Source organism: Chlamydia poikilotherma, assembly GCF_900239975.1.
Lineage (GTDB): Bacteria > Chlamydiota > Chlamydiia > Chlamydiales > Chlamydiaceae > Chlamydia > Chlamydia poikilotherma.
The window spans coordinates 489,386-509,770 of sequence record NZ_LS992154.1; the positions used below are offsets into that span (position 1 = coordinate 489,386).

The following is a 20,385-nucleotide window of genomic DNA, read 5'->3' on the forward strand; positions in this document are numbered from 1 at the left end:
TAGTTGTCAATACTACTAGAATACAAGAAGGTGAGTTTAATTTATTTACGAAGATTAAAATAGAATAATACTTGTATTTGCAACTTACATGTTTTATTGTTTTCAGAACATTGTGTTGTAAATATAGAAATCTAGAAATTCAATAATTGTAATTTAATATTTTGATTTTTATTTTATTTAGTATGACTCATGAGATCTTCGAATCTTTTTGTTCTCCAAACACTTCCAAAACAAGAAGTGGTTTGTCGATACATGCAATCGAAGAGACCGACAATATTTCAAATAATTGTACTCGTTGTTTCGAGTATTTTATGTATTGTTTCAGGTCTGATTTTTTTATCAACTTTACCCTCATCAATGAATCTTACTGTTTCTTTACTCCTCGGTGGTTTAGGTTGGTGTATTCTATCTTTTGTCACCGCGCAGCTTATAATTAAGCATTCGCAACCAAAAAACATCCAAATTCCTTTAGGGTTTCGCCAGGTGATTAAATCAAAATTCCCTAAGGTTTTTTTTGATTTAGTAACCACTCAGGACTTAGATATTATGAGATTTAGAGAGTTAGTAACTTCTATTTCTAATTTCAGAGGGTATCCAGACTCATCAGTTAAGAATAATTTGGATAAACTTTCTTCACAGTTAAGAAATGCTATAGAAGCTTTTAGTGTTAAGGATTTAGATAGAGAAATCAAGAATCAGGAGATTCTTAACTTGGATGACTTATTTGTAGAACATTGCCCTCTATATTGGATGAAACGTTTTATAGAGTTAGGTGATGATGAAGTGTTAAATGAAAATGAAATAAGACGCAGCTGGGACCATTCTGGAGCCTATTGGTTTTCTGAATTAGGCTTGATTCATGAGTCTTCTGATAATAATTTAAAACCACAAACAATTTTTAACCTTCATTTGTATGGACTTGTTCAAGAAATAGACGAATCAGAATACTCGTGTTTGATGTATCATGTTAAAAATAATACTTGGAATCATCAAGATGTAGCAATGATAGTTGATAGATTATTGATTGTTTGCCAGGGAGATTATAGCAGATATATTAGTGAAAAAGATAAAGATAAGACATCTACAGAGCTTCGTGTAGAATTTACAGAAGAAGACGTAAAAAGCCTTCTTTTATGTATGTGTCTACACGGGTTGTCTTGGAGGCAATTAGAACTCATTCGATCGACACCAATTTCTTCTTGGCAATTTTTATCATGGATAGATAGATCTACTCCTAAGCGAGGTATGCGCATACTTGCTGGATGTTTTCTGAAAGATTTTATTAACGAATCTAATCCTAATTATGAATCTGGTATTGCTCTATCAACTTATTCAGAATACAGAAATGTTACTCAATATAGAAGGTATAGAAATCAAAAAGATGCTAATGCCCTTAGCAATATTTGTTGCTATTTTAGTCATCGAATGAGGTTTCATAAGAAAAAAATAGAAGCAGATCTCCATTTAAAGAATATTATGAATTTTCATAGATACGTTGTTGATGTAAGAACTGGAATAAGAACTAGAATTTCTGAAAATATTTAAAGACAAAAAAATCCTCACTTGTGAGTACAGGTGAGGATTTTTTCTATTAAGATCCTTGCTTCAATTATGAAGAAGCATTCTCAACAGCTGGTGTTCCCTGAATCGTTGGCGAAGAACTAGCGGCTTCAGAAGCAACAGCGGCCTCTTCTCCTGCAAGTTCTTGTTCTTTGATAGCAGATTGAATTAAGAACAGCTTATTAAGTTTTGTTGCCGAGACTAACCACACAGCAATAATCGCAAAGAGGGCTACTGCTAGGTAAGGAGTCATGGCTCCAATACTTCCGCAAACTACTAGAAGACTTTGTTGAATTAAAGAACCTCCGGATTTACCGAAACGAGCGGCAACTACGTCAATAGCGGCCTTTCCTTTAACTTTTTGTTCTTGATCCAATGGAATGTAAGCCATTTCTTTGGTCGCGTCAAATAGAGCATACTTTGTAGATTTAGATAGAATATTTTGGATAGCTCCCACCATAACAGCAAGCATTAATGGTGAGGTTCCTAACATAGCTACGATTCCTGAAGCCTGATCTCTAAAGATAACTAGAACAAAGAAAAGCACGCCTGTTAATAATACCATAACCGGTGTTACAAGAGCTCCTGTTAACCAACCAAATTTACGGATAACGTTACCGCCAATAAATAGCATTACGATAACAGAAACGACTCCGGTCCAGAATGAGAAATTACCCATAAATTGACTATATTCGTTAGCATTTGGGTATTGCATCTTTAATTGGCTTTTCCAGGTGACTTCTACGAGATTAATGCAAATCCCGTAACAAATAACAAGGAGAGCTAACAATAACATGTAAGGGGATCTTGCTAAATAGGCAAAGCTTTCCTTCATGCTCATCTTTGGTTTGGATTTTTTAGCTTTGTTTAATTCTTTAGGATCATAGAATCTAGGATCAGTAAGAACACACTTATTCATCCACCAGTAGCATAGGATAATAACACCACCGGAAAGAATAACCATACTCATTAAGAGATAGAGAGAGAGTCCCCAAGGATCTGTATTTCCTGCAGCACTAGCACGTAGCTTAGAAGCCCAGATAATAGAACGTCCAGAAGCTAGTAAAGCGATATTGGCGCCTACTCCGAATAAAGCGTAAAAACGCTTAGCTTCGCTGATTTTGGTAATTTCATTAGCAAAACCCCAGAACATCAAGGAGAGCATAACACTTCCCCATAGCTCGGAAAGCACGTAAAATGCGGCAAAGGTCCAATTTCTTAACATCGCGACACAGCCCATCAATCCTTGAGGGAGGATAGTTTGTAATTTGTCGGCGAAATCCGTTGGATGTAAAATGTGGCGGAACGGATAAATTACTGTTGGAAATAGGGCGAAGAATAAAAGAAATGGGGTGATAATTGTGTAGAAGAGGGCTGGTTTACTTAAAATGTTGCTTAGCTTGGCGTAGATAAGCATAAAGACAACAGCGCAAGGAACGACAAGCCACAATTTGATGAAGGGTATAGCCTCTGCACCAGAGCCGGGAGCCGTTACGATAAGAGTGTCTTTTGTATCACGCAATACGGTGTAGTTGAACGCAATACAGAAGAACATTAGGAACATTGGCAGCACCTTTTTTAGCTCATGCATGTGTATTGGCCAAAGAAAGGAGCGCAATTTTCCAAAAGGTTTTTCCGCTGTTTGTGTCATATTTACCCTCTGAAATAGCTTGGTTTTATAATTTATAAGTTATTAATAGTTTTGTCTTTAAAACAATTAATTTTTGGTTTTTTAGCCTTATTAGCATACCAATTTTTTTCTCTATTGACAAGAAAAAAGGAGAGGAGAAACCGGAGACTCTCCCAGAGCACTCGAGAAACCAGGGAAAATCGGCTAAAATATTTATTTTACTTAGCAGGTCGTAGGGTCTTTTTAAACAAAAGACTGAGGAGAATCCAAATTTGAAGAAGTAGTTCTTACAGCTTCTACATATGCATTCCATAGCTCAACGCTAACCATTCCATTGCGGATGGAACGAATAAGCTCTCTTTTTAAAGAAGGTAGGGGCTTTTTTGGGCTAAATCGTGCTAAGAGATCTTTATCTCCTACTTGTCTGGCTAATTCTAGAACACGTTCTATATCAGTTTTTGTGAAGTTAATAAAGTCTCTGCGTTTTTTGGATCCTCTAGGAGCTCGAGGTTTTGGATTAATGGCTCGTGGTGAATCAGATTCTAAAATAAATGTTTTTAACATTTTTAGAAACTGCTCGGGGGCGGCGCTTTTCATTTTTTTTAATGTAAAATGGTGCATATAGCCACCACTCGGTCCAGGAAGATAGCGACATAAATCGTTTTCCTTATCTCCGCAGACCTTTCTAATAGCTTTTAAGATCAGTTTTTCAATTTCTTCATTTATATTCGACTGTTCTACGGCCATGAAACCCACCTTTATAACTTGCTAAATCTTCGTAAAAATTAATCGATGCTTACTTTACAAATTTTATAAGAAAGAATTTGGCATACTTTCAATTTAACGTTTAGAAAAATAAAATTAAAGTTCTGTTTATTTAGAGACGTAATTTATGTTGGATTTTGCTTTTTTTCGCAATGTTATTTTCCGGGAAAAGATCGTTTTGTTTCATAAATAACTTTAAAAGAAACAATCATAAGGACAAGAAGTCTTGCTATAACATTTGTTTCTTTATAATTAAAAGCCTTTTCATTGCTATGAAACTTGTTTTTTTCTTTCTTTTATAAAATGCAAAAAACATGAAATTCATCTTTCTGATTTTCTTTCATTGTTTTCATCTTTATTAATTCCTGCACAAAATTTTCTAAATAAATAGTGGGATTTTTTTGTCTCTTTTATATACCTTATGACTTTCATTGTTCCGATTTTATTAGTTTCTTGAGGATAATCTCCCTAAATGGAGGCATATGTTGTTGGCACGTCTGTTCAAAAGAGTAAAACTTTCAATCTCCTTAGTTTTAATTTTTATTGTTTTCGGATGCTCTTCTTCTAAGGTGCACAATAGTGATAATAAAATTTATGTATTATCCATGAATCGGATGATACATGATTGTGTGTCTAGAATTGTAGGAGATAAACTTTGTTCAATAGTTCTTATCGATGGAGCTATAGACCCTCATGCATACGAAATGGTCAAAGGTGATGAGGATAAAATGGCGATGAGTAGGCTAATCTTCTGTAACGGTCTCGGTTTAGAACATACAGCAAGCCTACGCAAACATTTAGAAGGTAATCCTAAAGTTGTCAATATTGGAGAACGATTAATATCCCGTGAAGTATTTTCTCCTTTGGAAGAGGACGGATTTTATGACCCACATATTTGGACAGATATTAGTATTTGGACAGAGGGAACTAGAGAGATAACCGCCGCTTTAATTGCTGAATTTCCAGAATATGAAAAAGAATTTACTGCTAATTCCAAGGAAGTAATAGAAGAAATGCAAATGTTGGATATTTGGGCAAAAAGATCTTTGTCTACAATACCCGAAGAATCTAGATATTTGGTTTCAGGTCACAATGCTTTTAGTTATTTTACAAGACGTTATCTAGCGACTCCGCAGGAGGTGGAAGCAAATATTTGGAATAAGAGATGTATTTCTCCTGAAGGAATATCTCCTGAAGCCCAAATTAGCATTCGCGATATCATGCTTGTGGTAGATTATATTCATGAACATAATGTTACTGTTATGTTTCCTGAAGATACTTTAAACCAAGATGCGCTTAAAAAAATTGCTTCATGCTTAAAAAAAGGACATAGTGTTCGATTGGCCAGCCGCCCTTTATATAGTGATAATGTTAAAAATGACTACTTTAATACATTTAAGCATAACGTTTGTGTAATTACTGAGGAGCTAGGAGGAACTATTTCTTGAATAGACAAAATGAAATTGCTTGGTCAGTACATGATCTATGTGTGAACTACGATCATTCAGATGTTTTATGCCATGTTTCCTTTTCTTTAAGAAGAGGATCCTTGACCGCAGTTTTAGGCCCTAATGGTGCGGGAAAGAGTACACTTTTAAAAACTTCACTCGGATTAATACGACCTTCTGCGGGCCATACTTTGTTTTTTGGAAATAAGTTTAAAAAAGTGCATCAACGTGTTGCCTATATGCCACAGAGGGCTAGTGTGGATTGGGATTTTCCTATGACAGTTCTTGATCTTGTTCTCATGGGTTGTTATGGATACAAGGGCATGTGGGGAAGAATAACGGCTGATGATCGCAAGGAAGCTTACAATATTTTAGAGCGTGTAGGTTTATCTACTTTAGCTAATAGGCAAATAGGAAAACTATCGGGCGGACAGCAGCAAAGAGCATTTCTTGCTCGAGCTCTTATGCAAAAAGCAGATCTATATCTTATGGATGAATTATTTTCTGCTATAGATATGGCTTCGTATCAGACTGTCGTAGATGTGTTGCGTGATTTGCAAGAACAAGGACGAACTATCGTTGTTGTGCATCATGACCTTAGTCATGTACGCCAATTATTTGATCACATTATCTTATTGAATAAGCATCTTATTTGTTCTGGACCTGTCGATGAATGTTTAACTAATAAAAACATTTTTCAAGCTTATGGGTGTGAACTAGAGCTTTTAGACCGTACTCTTAAACTATCTAGGGGAAAGCAACAGGGAGCGTATTAAATGCTCGATTGTGTTTTTATTGATTCTATTTTTTTGTCGAGCTTTATAGCTGTCACTTTAATTTGCATGACAACTGCTTTATGGGGAACTTTGCTGCTTGTGGGTAGACAACCTCTTTTGAGCGAAAGTCTTTCTCATGCTTCTTATCCGGGACTGCTTTTGGGGGCTTTATTAAGTTATAAAGTATCTTTTTTTACAGATTCTATTATTTTAGTGATTGTTTTTGGTTGTTTGGCTGCCATTTCTGGTTATGGAATTATAGTATTTTTAGAAAGAGTATTAAGAGTTCATAAAGATGCTTCTCTATGTTTTGTTCTCGTTGTTTTTTTTGGTATAGGGGTTATTTTAGCCAGCTATGTCAAAGATTGTTGTCCCTTATTATATAATCGTATCAATGCCTATTTATACGGACAGGCGGCTACTTTAGGTTATGTGGAAGCTAAACTTGCAGCCTTTGTTTTTCTTATTTCCTTAGTGACTTTGTGGTGGTGGTATCGTCAAATTGTTGTGACTATCTTTGATAAAGATTATGCTTCAACTTGTGGATTGAGCACTCATGTCTCTGGAAGCATTGTTCTTATATTTATTTCCCTAGTGATTGTAAGTGGTGTACGTTCCGTAGGTATTGTATTGATATCTTCAATGTTCGTTGCGCCTTCCTTGGCAGCCCGTCAATTATCTGATAGGTTAAATGTCATTTTCCTTCTTTCCTGTTTGCTTGGAGGAATCTGTGGTGCTCTTGGTAGCTATGTTTCAGTGGCTTTTAGTTGTAATGTTTCTGGACATACAGGTGTAATTACTTTGCCTACAGGTCCACTTGTAGTTGTTATATCCGGTTGTTTAACTTTTCTTTGCTTGCTGTTCTCTCCAAAATCAGGATGGGTAATACGCTACATACGTAGGAAACGTTTTTCATTTTCTAAGAATCAAGAACATTTGCTGAAAGTATTCTGGTACTTGCTAGAAGATCAATTACCTGAAGTCGGGGCACGTGATTTTGTTTGTTCTCATAAATATCAGGAATATTTTGGACCTAGGCCTTTCCCAAGATTTAGAATTTGGCTTCTTGAATGTCAGGGTTTTTTAAAACATAGAGATTATCGCTGGGGTCTTAGCGAGAAAGGAAAGATCAGAGCAAAAAAGTTGGTTCGAGCTCATAGATTATGGGAATGCTATCTCGTACGTTCTCTAGAATTCAAGGAAGAAGATGTTCATGGTTTCGCAGAAGAAATGGAGCATGTTTTAACAGATGAATTAGATTATGCGATTACAGAAATGTTAGATAATCCTCATTACGATCCACATGATAAATTAATTCCAGAGAAACCAAAAAAGAAGGAGGAACTATGATAGGAGCCTTTTCCCCATATCATGGGGTGTCCTTTATTCAATTTTTCATTGTATTTTTCTCAAGATTTTTTTCTGGAGAATTGTTTCTAGGACACTTGTTTATCGATGATATTCAGGTTGTCGTATTCTTGGCTATTGCTCTTTCCGGAGCATTTGTAGGCAGTTTTTTAGTTTTAAAAAAGATGGCAATGTATGCTAATGCTGTTTCTCATACAGTATTATTTGGCTTGGTAAGTATTTGTTTGTTCACTCATCAATTAACATCATTATCTTTGGGAAATCTTACTCTAGCCTCTGTTTCAACCGCTCTACTTACAGGTTTTCTTATTCATTTTATAAGAAATATTTTTCGGGTTTCTGAAGAGGCAAGCACGGCTCTAGTATTCTCTTTATTATTTTCAATGAGCTTAATTCTTCTAGTATTTCTAACACGTAATGCACACATAGGAACTGAACTAATCCTAGGTAACGCAGATTCATTAACTTATGGCGATATTTTTCCTGTGTATACTATTCTTTTAGTTAATCTATTTGTTTCCGTGATTGGATTTCGTAGTTTTGTTTGTGTTTCTTTTGATTCAGTATTCTCTTTTTCTTTAGGGATTCCTGTAAAAATCATTGATTACTTAATCATTTTACAATTGTCAGCAAGCCTAGTAGGAGCATTTAGAGCCGTAGGGGTTTTAATGGCTTTAGCTTTCTTATTAATCCCTGGACTTATTGCTAAAGTTTTTGTTGTTTCTGTACGGGGCATGCTTTTTTGGTCTTTAATTTTCGGTGCTATTACAGCATTAATAGCTCCTGCATGTTCTAGAGCAATTTTAACATCATATGATGTGGGATTATCAACTTCAGGCATTTCAGTTTTTGTATTAATGGCTTTTTATGTTGTTGTTTCTTTATTTCATTATGGAAAGAAGTTAGCTTATAAAAAATTTTATTCAAAAAATAGCCTGAATACAGAATTGACAACTCTCTAATCCAGGAGTTATGATTTTTTTTTCAATTTGTTAAGGTTACTATTTGAAACATTTAGCTATTTTCGGATCCACTGGAAGTGTGGGGCAGCAGACCTTAAAAATTATTCGGTCTTTTCCTCATTTATTCAATGTGGTTGCTCTTGCTTCATACGGTAATAATAAGGATTTATTTTTCGAACAAATTCGAGAGTTCTCTCCTTCTATAGTTTCTGTATATGACGAACAAATTTATTTTAAAATTCGTAAAGAATTTCCTGATATCAAAGTATTTCTTCGTGAAGAAGGATTATTAGCAGCTGCTACAGCTGCAGAAATTGATACTATTGTTGCTGCATCTTCAGGTGTTGTAGCTTTACCGGCAATTATAGAAGCAATGAAACTAGGGAAAACCCTGGCATTGGCAAATAAAGAAGTTTTAGTTTCTGCTGGTGAGATTATCAAAGGGCTTGCTAAGCAATATCAAACAACGATTTTGCCTATAGATAGTGAGCATAACGCCCTATATCAATGTTTAGAGGGGAGGAATACTTCGGAAGTGAAAAAGTTATTGCTAACTGCTTCCGGAGGTCCTTTATTATACAAGTCTAGAGAAGAATTAAATCGTGTAACTATTGAAGATGTTTTGAAGCACCCTATATGGAATATGGGGGCTAAAATTACTGTAGATTCTTCGACATTGGTAAATAAAGGCTTGGAAATAATAGAAGCCCATTGGTTATTTGGATTGGAAAATGCGGAGATAGATGCTGTAATTCATCCTCAAAGTTTAATTCACGGTATGGTAGAATTTCAAGACGGGACGGTGTTTTCTGTAATGAATCCTCCTAGTATGCTCTTTCCTATACAACATGTATTAACCAATCCAAAACGTTGTCCAGCACCTCACAAAGGGATAGATTTTTCTATAAAACAAACATTAGAGTTTTTTCCTATAGATGAGGAGCGTTTCCCAAGTATTGGTTTGGCTAAATGGGTATTAAAAGAGAAAGGATCTTCGGGACCATTTTTTAATGCTGCTAACGAGGTCTTGGTTCAAAGATTTTTAACAGAAGAAATTGCTTGGTGCGATATTCTAAATAAGTTAACAAGGCTTATGGAAAATTATAGAGTTTCTTCGTGTACTTCATTAGATGATGTTTTTGCTGTTGATAAAGAAGCTCGAGCCCTTGCTCAAGAGATATAACCCGGTACGTATATGACAATAATATATTTTATTCTTGCAGCCCTTGCTTTGGGGGTTTTGGTATTGATCCATGAATTGGGTCATTTACTAGCAGCCAAGTCTGTAGGTATGGCTGTTGAGAGTTTTAGTATTGGTTTTGGTCCGGCTTTATATAAAAAGAAAATTGGAAATATAGAATATCGTGTAGGTATTTTCCCTTTTGGTGGTTATGTTCGTATCAAGGGCATGGATAAAAGAGAAAAGGGTATAGATGCCGATCCTGATTCTGTTTACGATATACCTCAAGGTTTTTTCAGCAAATCTCCATGGAAAAGAATCATTGTTCTTGCCGCAGGTCCTATAGCTAATATTTTATTGGCTTTTGTTGCCTTTGGAGCATTGTATATTTCGGGGGGTAGAAATAAGGCTTATTCTGAGTATTCTCGTATTGTTGGTTGGGTAAATCCTATTTTAAAAGAAAAAGGTCTAAATCTTGGTGATGAGATTCTTACATGTAATGGCAAACCCTATTACTCGGATAAAGACGCCCTTACCTCAGCTTTATTAGATAGACATCTATCTTTCAGGGGAGTCCATCCCGCGTATCTTTCAAAAACTTCTACCGAATTTTCCTTGGATACAGAATTCAATGTTAATAAAGATGGTATCCCTCTTGCTGGAGCTAGCTATCTTTTATACCGTCATCAGGAGCCTATTTCAAAAGAATCTCCAATGTATTCAGCGAACATATTACCGGGTGATCGATTAGTATGGATGGATGGACAAATCTTATTTTCTCCTATGCAAGTTTCTCAGATACTTAATGAAGCTTATGCATTCGTTAAAGTTTCTCGTTATGACAAGGAATTATCATTACGTATTCCTAGGATGTTAGCGAGCACATTATATCTATCTCCTTATGTAAGGAATGAACTTATCGATAATCAGTATGAAGCCGGCATTAAAGGTAAATGGTCTTCTTTATATACTTTACCCTATATGATCAATAGTTACGGTTATGTAGAAGGAGAATTACAGCCTATAGATCCAGAATCGCCATTTCCTCCCATGGAAGATAAATTAGAATTAGGGGATCGTATTTTAGCTATAGATGGTACTCCTGTTAGTGGAAGTACCGACATTTTACGTTTAGTTCAAAACCATAAGGTCTCAATAATTATTCAAAAAATGAGTTCTGAGCAACTGCAGGATGTAGATTCTTCAATTGCTGACGAAAGGTTTATCCGTTCTTATGATCCTAAAAACTTATTAGCAATTGTTAATTCGATAGGAAGTGCTCAAGAAGTACGTGAGTCAGGTCAATATCGTTTGTTATCTCCGATTCAACCTAAACCATGGATAAGCATTTATTCTGATGATCTTTTAAATAAACGCCGTGAAATGGCAAAAAAATTTAAGAATCAGGATCAACAGCGTTACTATCTAGATAGAATAGAAATAGAAAAACAAAAATTATCTCTTGGAATTCCTTTGAAGGATATGACAATAAAGTATAATCCTACTCCGGATGCTTTAATCATTAATATTTCTAAAGATAGTCTACGTACTATGAAAGCTTTAGTTGTAGGGCGACTGAATCCTCAGTGGTTATCAGGACCAGTGGGGATTGTTCATATGTTACATAAAGGATGGTCCTTAGGAGTTTCCGAAGCTCTATTTTGGATTGGGTTAGTAAGCATCAATTTAGCGGTTTTAAATCTTCTTCCGATTCCTGTATTGGACGGAGGCTATATTTTACTTTGCCTCTGGGAGATGATTTCAAGACGTCGTTTGAATATGAAGCTTATTGAAAAAATGTTAATCCCATTTTCTCTATTATTGATAGCTTTCTTTATTTTCCTAACGTTTCAGGATTTATTTCGTTTTTTTGCTGTGAGTTAGGTTTCCAGGTTTTGGGAAAACCATAAAGATTGTAAGGGTGAGAGCCGAAACAATGGATAACGTAAATATCCTTGTTTTTGCTCGTATTTAGTCTAGAGCTCTTCTGTTTATTTTCCTTTACCTTTTGCTCTATTTCCTCGGGAACTTGTTCTATGGCAGCAGTTTTGCTGCCGTGTTTTAGAAACTCCCTCATGAGGAAAATAGATTTCCTGTTTGTGATGATATAGGTGTGGTTTGTGTTAATCACATATCCTTTGTGTGGAGTATCTAAGGAAGTTTCTATCGTACACACTTTCCCATCATTTTCATATTCTAAACGGAAGGGAAGAAATCTGCTGCGTTTATTTCCACTAAGTATAAGAACTTCTACTGTAGAAGGGAGCTTACCGACATCAAGCATTTTTTTTGGGCAATAGGTAAGTAACTGTCTACCTAATTTTCCCCCAAAAATAAATTGTACAATGGCTAAAGATCTATAACGTCTAGCTAATGTAGATCCTGCATTTGGAGGAGCCATCAATATGGCTTTACCATACTTTGCTTCTTGAGGGCAGTCAGGTTTGGCTAAGGCCACTCGAACGATAACACCTCCTATAGAATGTGTTACAAAGTTGATGGGAACACCAGGTTTTAACTCTGCTATCTTTTTAATTAATTTAACAAGATGATCTGCATGTCTTTCTAATGTGAATTTGCGAGTTTCATAGTTCCAGATAAATACGTCGTAATTTTCTTTTTCTAAGACATTACCAATAGGTTTTAACGACCTGTAAGATCTTAAAAACGCATGAACGCAGATTACCGACTCTTTTTGCTGAGATGTTTCTCTAATCCCACCAATTCCTGAAGGAAGTGTTTGAATTATAGAAGTATCCGCCAAAAGGGATATTCCAGATATTAAGAATAGTAAAATTAATAATAATTTATTCATTTGCACACCGATATAATTATTTTAATAAGTTTTTTATTAAAAACCAGTGCGTTTAATTAACTTCTTTTAAAAAATAATTAAGCAGTTAATTATAAAAGCAATAAAAATCACTATTTAATAATCGAATGAGGATAAATTGATATTTGAGCTTGATTAACTGAAAAGATCTTACTAGTTTCAGATAATGTTTGATGAGGGGTATTTGTAGAGGTCATTAGGGTTTGTCCTAGAGTAGGAGCAAGGTCGAGTAATTGTGAGATTCTGTGATTGTCTAACCCTGCATGAATATCGTCCATACAGAATAAGGGACATGTATTATAAATGTTTTTTATATAAAGACATTCTGCGAGTCTAAGAATGGCGAGTAAACTGTGTTTTTGCCCTTCGCTAGAGAATTGTGCAACGGGGAGATTGTTAATCATTAGAGTAAAGTCCTCTCGGTGAGGGCCTACGGATGTGGTTCCTAAATCTAAATCACGCTGTAGTGTTGTTGTTAGCTGTTTTCGAAGTTCCTCAGCAATAATCTCCTGAGAAATCCCATCATGTTTAATTAGTGAGCTTTTGAATTTAATACGCAGTTGTTCTGATAAGGAATTACTCCATAATTCTTGAACTAGTTTATTTAGTTGTTGGCAGCAAGAGTATCGGCTTAAGGTTAGATATGCACCTAGAGTGGCAAGTTGCTCATTCCAAACTGTTAATGTGGAAGTTTGTTTAGTTTTGAGTAGAGTATTTCTTTGTAATAAGGCGCGATGATAATAAGATAACGAATGTTTATATTGAGGATCGCATTGAGATAAAAGTAGATTAAGAAATAGTCTACGGTCTGCAGGAGCTCCGGAAATCAAAGAGCGATCTTTAGAGGAAAATAGAACAATAGGTATTATGCCTATCAATTGTGATAGGGTTTTTATAGGAGAGTGGTCACAAAGAATTTTTTTCCCTTGCTTATCTACATAGGTAGATAGTGTATGAGGAAATCCGTCTTTTTCAAAGGTCATCTCTAGAAAAAAATAAGGAGAGCCAAAGAAAATAGCCTCTGTAAGATGTGCAGTACGGAAAGACCTGCCTAAAGACAAAACATAGAGGGCTTCAAGAAGATTCGTTTTACCCTGGGCATTTTCTCCAAAAATGTAATTCATATCTGGAGAGAAAGCAATCTCGGTTTCTTTATAATTCCTGAAATTTTTAAGACGCAGGGAAATAATCTTCATTAATCATCATGCAATCTCATCGGCATAATAACGAATAGGCTACGGGTAGAATCAGTAATAATTCCCGGATTATAAGAATCTGAAATGCCTAAGCGTACTAACTCATCTTTACTATGTTTTAAGATATCGAGGAAGAAGAAAGGATTGAAGGCAATTTCTAATAGCTCTCCAGAATAGTTTACTGCCATACTAACCTTGCCCTCACCAACCTTTGTACAGTTTGCTGTTAAAGTGAGTTCGCCGGGAGTAAAGGTGAACTTTACGGAATGCGAAGATTCATTGGTAAATAATGCTACTTGTTTTAATAAGGTAATTAACTCTTCTCTGTGAAGGTCTAATTGTACACTGCTTTCTGTAGAGATTACTGGAGAAAAATCAGGGAATTCACCAGAAAGTAGTTTAGTAATTAATAGTGTGTTACCACACTCTACAGCAATTTTTGCTTGATCTAAGAAGATAGTAGCTTCAGAATCTTCGGAACAGAGTTTAATGATTTCTTCAACAGCTTTAATAGGAATGATATAATCACCAGAAAAGCTTTTATCTAAAGAGATCTCGGCATCGGTCTTTGCTAATCGTTTCCCATCCGTACCTACTACAGTAACACTACCATTAGCAATGGTTAATAAAACTCCTGTAAGAACATAACGACTTTCTTCTCGAGAAACGGCGAAAGATGTGCGTTGTAACATTTCTCTGAGTTGTTCTGCAGGGAGAGTAAATCGTACAGAATTTTGGATATCGGGAAGCATAGGGAAGTCTTCTTTGCCCATGCTGAGTAGACGGAAGCAAGAAGATCCTGAGGTGATTTTTGCCATTTCTCCAGTAGTTGCAGAAATTTCAAGATTAGCCTCTGTTAGTTCCTTTACTAGTTGAAAAAATCTTTTAGAGGGAATGGAAATAGCGCCAGATTCATAGACTTTTGCCTGAGCTACGCATCGGGTGCTTACCGTAAGATCTGTAGCGGTAAAGACAAGCTCGTCGTTACATGTTTCGATAAGTACATGGGTGAGCACAGGGATAGGAGTATTTTGAGGAACAACGCTTTGGATTTTTTTTATAAGATTTCCTAACTCATTTCGGGATACGACGAACTTCATATTTTCCTACAACTGTAAGTCATTAAATTCAATCCTGCCCCTAAGAGAATAGGGGGTTCCTCAGGATCTTTTCGAGAAAGTTTCCTGGGATAAAGCAGGATATTACTATAAAGGGATTTTATGGTCTTCTAGATATTTCCTAGGATTTTTCTAATCTAGCTACTTGCTAAGTTCAAGAAAGAAAATTGGGTTTTTTGTTATACTTCTTCCCGACTCTCTAGGTTGAGAAATTGGGAAAAATTATGGCCAGTAAGGAAATTGTTTCTAACCGCAAAGCCTTACGTAATTATGAGGTTTTGGATACTTTAGAAGCTGGAGTTGTGCTTACCGGAACTGAGATAAAGTCCTTACGTGATCATGGTGGAAACCTTGGTGATGCCTATGTGGCTATTTCCAAGGGTGAGGCGTGGTTATTAAATGCCAGCATTGCTCCCTACCGTTTTGGTAATATCTATAATCATGAGGAACGAAGAAAACGCAAGCTTCTTCTTCATAGATATGAGATTCGAAAATTAGAGGGTAAAGTAGCTCAGAAGGGAGTAACGATTATTCCTCTAGGAATGTTTCTTTCTCGAGGGTATGTAAAAATTCGTCTTGGCTGCTGTCGTGGTAAGAAAGCTCACGATAAGCGACAAGCGATTATGGCTAGAGAGAAACAACGAGAAGTAGAATCTGCTATGAAGCGTTATCGTTGATGAATACTGTGATATGATTTTCTTTTGCCCAAGCCAAAGCTTCTGTTTTTGTAGAGAAGGTCATGAGTACTGTAGCCATGGCATCAGCAAACGCACAACTCGGATGAATAACAGTTGCAGATACAATAGGGTAATTGTGTAGTTCTAAGGGTTTCCCTGTATGGGGATCTAAGATGTGCGTATAGATTTTGCCATCTACAAACCATTGTTGATGGTAATTTCCGCTTGTGGCAGCTGCAGTATTTTTTAGTTCTATGATTTCGGATGTCGCTGAAGAAGCGATACGCCAGGGTCTTCCTGAGGGATGGCACCCTGAAATTTTAATTTCTCCTCCCCATTCTACATAACTATTAAAACAAAAGCTCTGGCAAGTTTCTAATAAACAATCGACAGCAAATCCTTTTACCGCACCACAAAGATCAAGTTGTAGATCAGAGTGTTTTTTAGTAAGTATTTGGTTGTCTATATCAAGATCAATATATTTCCATCCCGAATGTTCGTAATAAGATTTCCATACTTGTTCATTGGGGATCGAATGTTGTTTAAGATGTAATAGCCAAAGAGTTTTTAACGGTCCTAAAGTAGGATCAAATCTCCCACCAGATATGCGGTAAAAGTTGTCTACCATTTCTAAGAAATTACATAATTTTTTAGATAAAGGAATGGCTACTCCTGCAGGTGTGCGATTAATTTTCGAAAGTTCCGATTCTCTATTCCAGTTATTGTAAACAGTATCAATAACATGAAAGACTGCATTGATTTCTTTTTTTAGCTGTTCGGTTTCTTGATATGATAAATGCTTTCCTATGACAATACGATAGGGCATTGTCATTGTTTCTCCTTCCAAAGTCGTAAGCTTTGGGTTGCTGCATCCATTAAGAATCGAGGAGAAAAGAATTAGAAAGAGGACTTTTTGTAACTTTCCCATGTATTTTTCATCAACATTGCGACTGTCATAGGTCCCACACCTCCAGGTACCGGAGAAATAGCTTTGCATTTGGCAACAATATTATTGAAGTCTACATCGCCAACTAATGTGTACCCTTTCTCGTTATTTGCTGTCACTCGTGATGTGCCTACATCAACAACAACAGTTTGAGGAGACACCATATTTTCTTTAATAAATAAAGGTACACCTACAGCTGCAATAATAATATCCGCTGTTTTTAGAATCTCAATAAGGTTTTGTGATTGGCTATGAAGTAAGGTTACTGTAGCGTTTGTTGAAGGATTTTTTTGCATTAACATAGCAGCTAAAGGCTTACCAACAATATTACTTCTTCCAACAACAGCAACGTGACGTCCAAGAAGAGGAATCTCATAGTAATTCAGTAATTCAATAATGCCCGCAGGTGTGCACGGATTGAATCCTCCTAACTGCCCCAATAGAAGTTTTCCCATATTAATAGGATGAAGACCATCCACATCTTTTTCGGGAGCAATAGCTTGAATCACAACATTTGCATCTAAATGTTTGGGCAAGGGAATTTGTACTAAGATACCATGAATAGTAGGATCATTATTTAATCTGTTAATAAGCTTAAGAATGTCGGTAAGAGTAGCATCAGAAGGTAATCTATGAGCTTTGGATATCATACCCAGATCTGTAGCTTTTTTTATCTTCATTCCAACATAAACTTCGGATGCTGGATCATTACCGATCAACACTACTGCAAGACCGGGAGGTGTTGTGCTGTCAGAGATTTCCTTTTTGATTGTTTCTAAGACCCGCTCGGCAACGGGTGAACCTTTTAGTAACATGAGCGACTCCTTAAGAAGCCTCTCATGTTACGGATTCCTTGAGTTATTATACAAGGGAGTAGGTAAATTATTCCGCTATAGATGAAATCGATAGTAAAAGCGTGTTTTGCATCTAATAGTAAGGAATGCAGACTCCAATTAATTTTATGATTAAAAAAGGCAAGGGTTGGGTAGGAGAAATAAGAAAATACTAAAACAAATATAGAATTAATAAGGGGTATCGATAACCACCTATCATTAAGAAAGATTTTATGCATTTTATGGAGAAGAGCTGAGGTAGTGATATATAGAAATGTATGAATTCCAAATAGATATGAAGATCCAATATCACAAAATAGGCCAAGAATTAAGGCGTGAATTAGTATTTCTTCTTTGGGTAATCTATAAAAATTAGCTACTAGATAGGGAGCAAAGAAAATTGGGCATAGGTCAGGATAGTATTGAGGACAGATAAAGAAACTCAATACAGAGAGAGAAAGACATTGAAAAGATACTAACCGGTCCATGAGGGGATACAAGGTGGGTTCACTAAAGTTCATAGCAAGATTCAAGATTGTTTTCTCTTATTTTCTTAATATTGTCTTTATTTTTCTTATTTATTCTTCCAAACATTCTGTTAGTTAGAAATTTCTATTAATTTAAATTAATTGCTTTGTTTAATTAATTAATTTTTAACTAAAATTAATTTATAGGTTTGATTAGAAAATTTTTATTTCTATGAGCGGGACAAAAAAGAAAAGAAATAGACGAGATTTGTCTCGGGTAATTCAGAAGAAGACAGAGCAGCTTTTGAATAAACCTAAAAAATTAAAAGGAAAGAAGTCTAAGTTTCTTATTTCCAAAGATCAAAAACAACTTCGCCATCGTGCTGAGAAGTATGACAATTTAGTACGCTCCCTATTAGATAGGAAAACTCATGATTCTAATCATGTTTTAATTTTTAACTATCAGGATGGTTTCGTTTTTACCGATATTAATAATTTTGGAAAGTATTCTGTAAAGCTATAAGTATGAACTTAAAAAGCTAATAAAAACTTGCAGAACGGGACAAACCCGTAATAAGGCTGAGGTTAGCCTGGGCTAATTTTTGCGCTCCAGAAGCTGCTGCAATATTGAGATCTCCACAATCTCAATATTGCCGGACAGTTTGGTACGAGTACCTCATCTGGAACGACGGCGGCGCACTTTCTTGCGCCTACCGGCTCTCTTCCCTCCTCCCTTATTTTTAGGTTTTTTCGCAAGGTGCCGCCACCTTGCGTTTTTTTTTGTCTTTTTCTCTTTTAATTGTTTCTTAAGTTCTTTTTTTTGAATTAATTATTTTTTATTTTAAAATTAAAACATAACTAATGAGTATTTTTTAAAAACTCTGAGAATAAATTATGTCAATTTCTGGAAATAGTAATATTTCTCCTTCAGGACCTGATAAATGGGACCCCGCAATTATGGGGAAACAACCGGAGTCATTATCGGGTCCTAAAGAGTCCGTATTTTCTGAAACAAAGGAGACCTCTTCTAGAAAGCAGGAGGCTATGATTCAGTCTGGAGCCAGTGCGAATTATGAGACTGATCTCCAGATTAATGAGGGAAAATATCGAAAGACTCAGGAAAAAGCCTCGTCCTCTCCTAAATCAAAATTGCGCGGTGCCTTTTCCAAAGTTCGAGCTAGTGTTCAGGGATTTTTATCGGGATTTGGTACAAGGGCTTCTAGAATTTCTGCTCGTAAGGCAGAGGCTGATGGAGAAGGAAGATCTCTGTTGCCCAGCGATATGGAAATGGTCAGTAAGAAGGGGAACCGTATTTCTCCAGAAATGCAGGGATTTTATTTAGATGCATCTGGGATTAGCGACACCTCTTCTGACGTTTCTATGCTTTCTCTAGAGTCGTTGCGATCCACGTCCTTAGCCTCATTATCGATATCAAGGGAGGAGATCAGTGCTGCAGAAACTTCTTCAATAGCTTCATTTCAGACGGCTAGAGCGTCGATAACAGAGTCTACAGTGACTGCCTGGACAGTGAATCGCCTAGGTGGAGAAATGATTAGCACAATCTTAGATCCAAATATAGAGACCTCTTCTTTATTGCGCAGAGCTTCTCTTGTTGGTAATGAGGGTATGATAGATGTATCGGATTTAGAAAATCGCAGTCTTAGCACAGATATGCGTGCAGAAAACACCTCAAAAAATACAAAAATTATTGATTCAGGTCGTGATGCTGGCAAAGTTGAGAATGTGGATTTAAAGGGATCGGGGATTTTAGAAACCTCCGCGAAAGAAGCTGAAAAGAAAGAAAGTCGAGAAGATCTTTTAAAAGACCAGCTTGCTATAGCAAAAATGATGGCAAGTTTACTATCTTCCGGGGCTTCTGCGTCTGTTTACGTGCCTTTAGGAGCTACATGGTCAGGGGGAAGTACAAGCTTTCCTCCTCCAAAATTTTCTGGGACAGTAACGCAAAGTTATAATGATAAACCGGAGCATTCTCCTATGGGAATCTCTAGTAATCAAGGACATACGGATTTTTCATCTATAGATAAATCGGGAAATATGGTAAAAAGTTTTCCGTTATTTGCAGATCATAGTGAAAAACCCTACCGTTTCCCTACCGACCCCTCTTCTAATGATACCATTCCGGATTTAAGTCGCGAGGGGAATGTAAGTTTTTCTGTTCTTTCAGATAATGACCCGGTATTTTCACCAGTTCCTGAAGAAAACCCTGAACCGAAATACGATGCTTCTGCAGGATCAACGGGATTTGATACGGTAAGTTCAGCATATTTATTTTCCTCTCATCAGGGAATATCTTTGCTAGCACCACTGCCGCGTTCTTTATCTGAATATAAACATGAAGTAGAGAAGCGAAAAGGCCCTGGAGCACCGCCAGATCCTTTAATTTATCAATATCGTAACGTGGCTATAGACCCGCCATTGATTTTTAGACCTCCACAACCATTTGCTTCCTCATCGCGTCTTGGGGTGCAAGGGAAGCCGGAGGCTGCTTCTGTGCATGATGACGGAGGAGGATCTGGAGGAGGATTTTCAGGACAAAACCGGGATCGAGATAACAGGCGTTTTTCTGATAAAGATGAAAAAGGCAAATCTATGGAATTAGATTAGG

At 36.3% G+C, this 20,385-nt stretch carries 18 protein-coding genes; 10 read left to right on the forward strand and 8 right to left on the reverse strand.

From position 1 onward, the window contains the following. Positions 1-189 precede the first annotated feature (189 nt). Complete coding sequence (locus C10C_RS02215; protein ID WP_117274229.1) at positions 190-1,545, forward strand: DUF1389 domain-containing protein; 1,356 nt, start codon at positions 190-192, stop codon at positions 1,543-1,545. A gap of 64 nt (positions 1,546-1,609) precedes the next feature. On the opposite strand, the gene npt1 is transcribed toward C10C_RS02215, so the two are convergent. Beyond that, positions 1,610-3,211: an NTP/NDP exchange transporter Npt1 gene (gene npt1 / locus C10C_RS02220; RefSeq protein ID WP_117274230.1), complete on the reverse strand. Its 1,602-nt coding sequence runs from the start codon at positions 3,209-3,211 to the stop codon at positions 1,610-1,612. 222 nt (positions 3,212-3,433) lie between these two features. Beyond that, positions 3,434-3,937, reverse strand: a complete 504-nt coding sequence (ddbA, locus tag C10C_RS02225; protein WP_117274231.1) for a DNA binding protein DdbA — start codon at positions 3,935-3,937, stop codon at positions 3,434-3,436. A gap of 500 nt (positions 3,938-4,437) precedes the next feature. Between ddbA and C10C_RS02230 the strand changes: the two genes are divergently transcribed. From C10C_RS02230 to C10C_RS02255, 6 genes are read left to right on the forward strand one after another with little or no spacing between them, the layout of a single operon-like run. Next, positions 4,438-5,403: a metal ABC transporter solute-binding protein, Zn/Mn family gene (locus tag C10C_RS02230; RefSeq protein ID WP_117274232.1), complete on the forward strand. Its 966-nt coding sequence runs from the start codon at positions 4,438-4,440 to the stop codon at positions 5,401-5,403. Next, complete coding sequence (locus C10C_RS02235; RefSeq protein ID WP_117274233.1) at positions 5,400-6,179, forward strand: metal ABC transporter ATP-binding protein; 780 nt, start codon at positions 5,400-5,402, stop codon at positions 6,177-6,179. Before C10C_RS02230 ends, C10C_RS02235 begins: the two co-directional genes overlap by 4 nt. Further along, positions 6,180-7,529, forward strand: a complete 1,350-nt coding sequence (locus C10C_RS02240; protein ID WP_117274234.1) for a metal ABC transporter permease — start codon at positions 6,180-6,182, stop codon at positions 7,527-7,529. It abuts the gene before it with no gap. After that, positions 7,526-8,509, forward strand: a complete 984-nt coding sequence (locus C10C_RS02245) for a metal ABC transporter permease (protein WP_117274235.1) — start codon at positions 7,526-7,528, stop codon at positions 8,507-8,509. Before C10C_RS02240 ends, C10C_RS02245 begins: the two co-directional genes overlap by 4 nt. Positions 8,510-8,552: 43 nt before the next feature. After that, on the forward strand, positions 8,553-9,692 hold the full coding sequence (gene dxr, locus C10C_RS02250) for a 1-deoxy-D-xylulose-5-phosphate reductoisomerase (protein WP_117274236.1): 1,140 nt from the start codon (positions 8,553-8,555) through the stop codon (positions 9,690-9,692). Between the two features lie 12 nt (positions 9,693-9,704). Continuing rightward, complete coding sequence (locus C10C_RS02255; protein WP_117274237.1) at positions 9,705-11,573, forward strand: M50 family metallopeptidase; 1,869 nt, start codon at positions 9,705-9,707, stop codon at positions 11,571-11,573. Here the strand turns inward: C10C_RS02255 and C10C_RS02260 are convergent. The 3 genes from C10C_RS02260 to dnaN all read right to left on the reverse strand — a co-directional run bounded on the left by C10C_RS02260 (position 11,524) and on the right by dnaN (position 14,818). Then, a complete protein-coding gene (locus tag C10C_RS02260) occupies positions 11,524-12,504 on the reverse strand; it encodes an esterase/lipase family protein (protein WP_117274238.1) in 981 nt (326 codons plus the stop codon). The genes C10C_RS02255 and C10C_RS02260 overlap by 50 nt on opposite strands. Positions 12,505-12,614: 110 nt before the next feature. Continuing rightward, positions 12,615-13,718 carry a DNA replication/repair protein RecF gene (recF, locus tag C10C_RS02265; protein ID WP_117274239.1) on the reverse strand — a complete coding sequence of 368 codons (1,104 nt, stop codon included), beginning with the start codon at positions 13,716-13,718 and terminating at the stop codon, positions 12,615-12,617. After that, positions 13,718-14,818: a DNA polymerase III subunit beta gene (dnaN, locus tag C10C_RS02270; RefSeq protein WP_117274240.1), complete on the reverse strand. Its 1,101-nt coding sequence runs from the start codon at positions 14,816-14,818 to the stop codon at positions 13,718-13,720. Before dnaN ends, recF begins: the two co-directional genes overlap by 1 nt. 242 nt (positions 14,819-15,060) lie before the next feature. On the opposite strand from dnaN, the gene smpB reads away from it, so the two are divergent. Next, positions 15,061-15,513 (forward strand): SsrA-binding protein SmpB, encoded by a 453-nt coding sequence (smpB, locus tag C10C_RS02275; RefSeq protein WP_117274241.1) that lies wholly within the window; start codon positions 15,061-15,063, stop codon positions 15,511-15,513. Here smpB and C10C_RS02280 read toward each other — a convergent pair. Genes C10C_RS02280 through mreD form a run of 3 tightly spaced genes read right to left on the reverse strand, consistent with a single transcriptional unit; the run spans position 15,494 to position 17,780 of the window. After that, positions 15,494-16,441, reverse strand: coding sequence for an FAD:protein FMN transferase (locus C10C_RS02280; RefSeq protein WP_117274242.1), 948 nt, complete (start codon positions 16,439-16,441; stop codon positions 15,494-15,496). The genes smpB and C10C_RS02280 overlap by 20 nt on opposite strands. Beyond that, entirely contained in the window at positions 16,411-17,274 is an 864-nt protein-coding gene (gene folD, locus C10C_RS02285; RefSeq protein ID WP_117274243.1) for a bifunctional methylenetetrahydrofolate dehydrogenase/methenyltetrahydrofolate cyclohydrolase FolD, read from the reverse strand. The genes C10C_RS02280 and folD overlap by 31 nt, the downstream gene beginning before the upstream one ends. Next, complete coding sequence (gene mreD / locus C10C_RS02290; RefSeq protein WP_117274762.1) at positions 17,265-17,780, reverse strand: rod shape-determining protein MreD; 516 nt, start codon at positions 17,778-17,780, stop codon at positions 17,265-17,267. The genes folD and mreD overlap by 10 nt, the downstream gene beginning before the upstream one ends. 211 nt (positions 17,781-17,991) lie before the next feature. Here mreD and ltuB point away from each other — a divergent pair, with 211 nt between their 5' ends. Together ltuB and C10C_RS02300 are read left to right on the forward strand one after the other, a co-directional pair. Continuing rightward, entirely contained in the window at positions 17,992-18,282 is a 291-nt protein-coding gene (ltuB, locus tag C10C_RS02295) for a late transcription unit protein LtuB (protein WP_117274244.1), read from the forward strand. Between the two features lie 371 nt (positions 18,283-18,653). Beyond that, entirely contained in the window at positions 18,654-20,384 is a 1,731-nt protein-coding gene (locus C10C_RS02300; protein WP_117274245.1) for a hypothetical protein, read from the forward strand. The last annotated feature ends 1 nt before the right edge of the window (position 20,385 follow it).

Coding starts and splice junctions, on each gene's coding strand:
- ltuB (WP_117274244.1), top strand. CDS start 17,992: ATGAGCGGGACAAAAAAGAAAAGAAATAGACGAGATTTGTCTCGGGTA.
- C10C_RS02260 (WP_117274238.1), bottom strand. CDS start 12,504: ATGAATAAATTATTATTAATTTTACTATTCTTAATATCTGGAATATCC.
- C10C_RS02280 (WP_117274242.1), bottom strand. CDS start 16,441: ATGGGAAAGTTACAAAAAGTCCTCTTTCTAATTCTTTTCTCCTCGATT.
- mreD (WP_117274762.1), bottom strand. CDS start 17,780: ATGGACCGGTTAGTATCTTTTCAATGTCTTTCTCTCTCTGTATTGAGT.
- C10C_RS02230 (WP_117274232.1), top strand. CDS start 4,438: ATGTTGTTGGCACGTCTGTTCAAAAGAGTAAAACTTTCAATCTCCTTA.
- smpB (WP_117274241.1), top strand. CDS start 15,061: ATGGCCAGTAAGGAAATTGTTTCTAACCGCAAAGCCTTACGTAATTAT.
- C10C_RS02215 (WP_117274229.1), top strand. CDS start 190: ATGAGATCTTCGAATCTTTTTGTTCTCCAAACACTTCCAAAACAAGAA.
- npt1 (WP_117274230.1), bottom strand. CDS start 3,211: ATGACACAAACAGCGGAAAAACCTTTTGGAAAATTGCGCTCCTTTCTT.
- ddbA (WP_117274231.1), bottom strand. CDS start 3,937: ATGGCCGTAGAACAGTCGAATATAAATGAAGAAATTGAAAAACTGATC.
- C10C_RS02245 (WP_117274235.1), top strand. CDS start 7,526: ATGATAGGAGCCTTTTCCCCATATCATGGGGTGTCCTTTATTCAATTT.
- dnaN (WP_117274240.1), bottom strand. CDS start 14,818: ATGAAGTTCGTCGTATCCCGAAATGAGTTAGGAAATCTTATAAAAAAA.
- folD (WP_117274243.1), bottom strand. CDS start 17,274: ATGTTACTAAAAGGTTCACCCGTTGCCGAGCGGGTCTTAGAAACAATC.
- C10C_RS02300 (WP_117274245.1), top strand. CDS start 18,654: ATGTCAATTTCTGGAAATAGTAATATTTCTCCTTCAGGACCTGATAAA.
- C10C_RS02255 (WP_117274237.1), top strand. CDS start 9,705: ATGACAATAATATATTTTATTCTTGCAGCCCTTGCTTTGGGGGTTTTG.
- C10C_RS02240 (WP_117274234.1), top strand. CDS start 6,180: ATGCTCGATTGTGTTTTTATTGATTCTATTTTTTTGTCGAGCTTTATA.
- recF (WP_117274239.1), bottom strand. CDS start 13,718: ATGAAGATTATTTCCCTGCGTCTTAAAAATTTCAGGAATTATAAAGAA.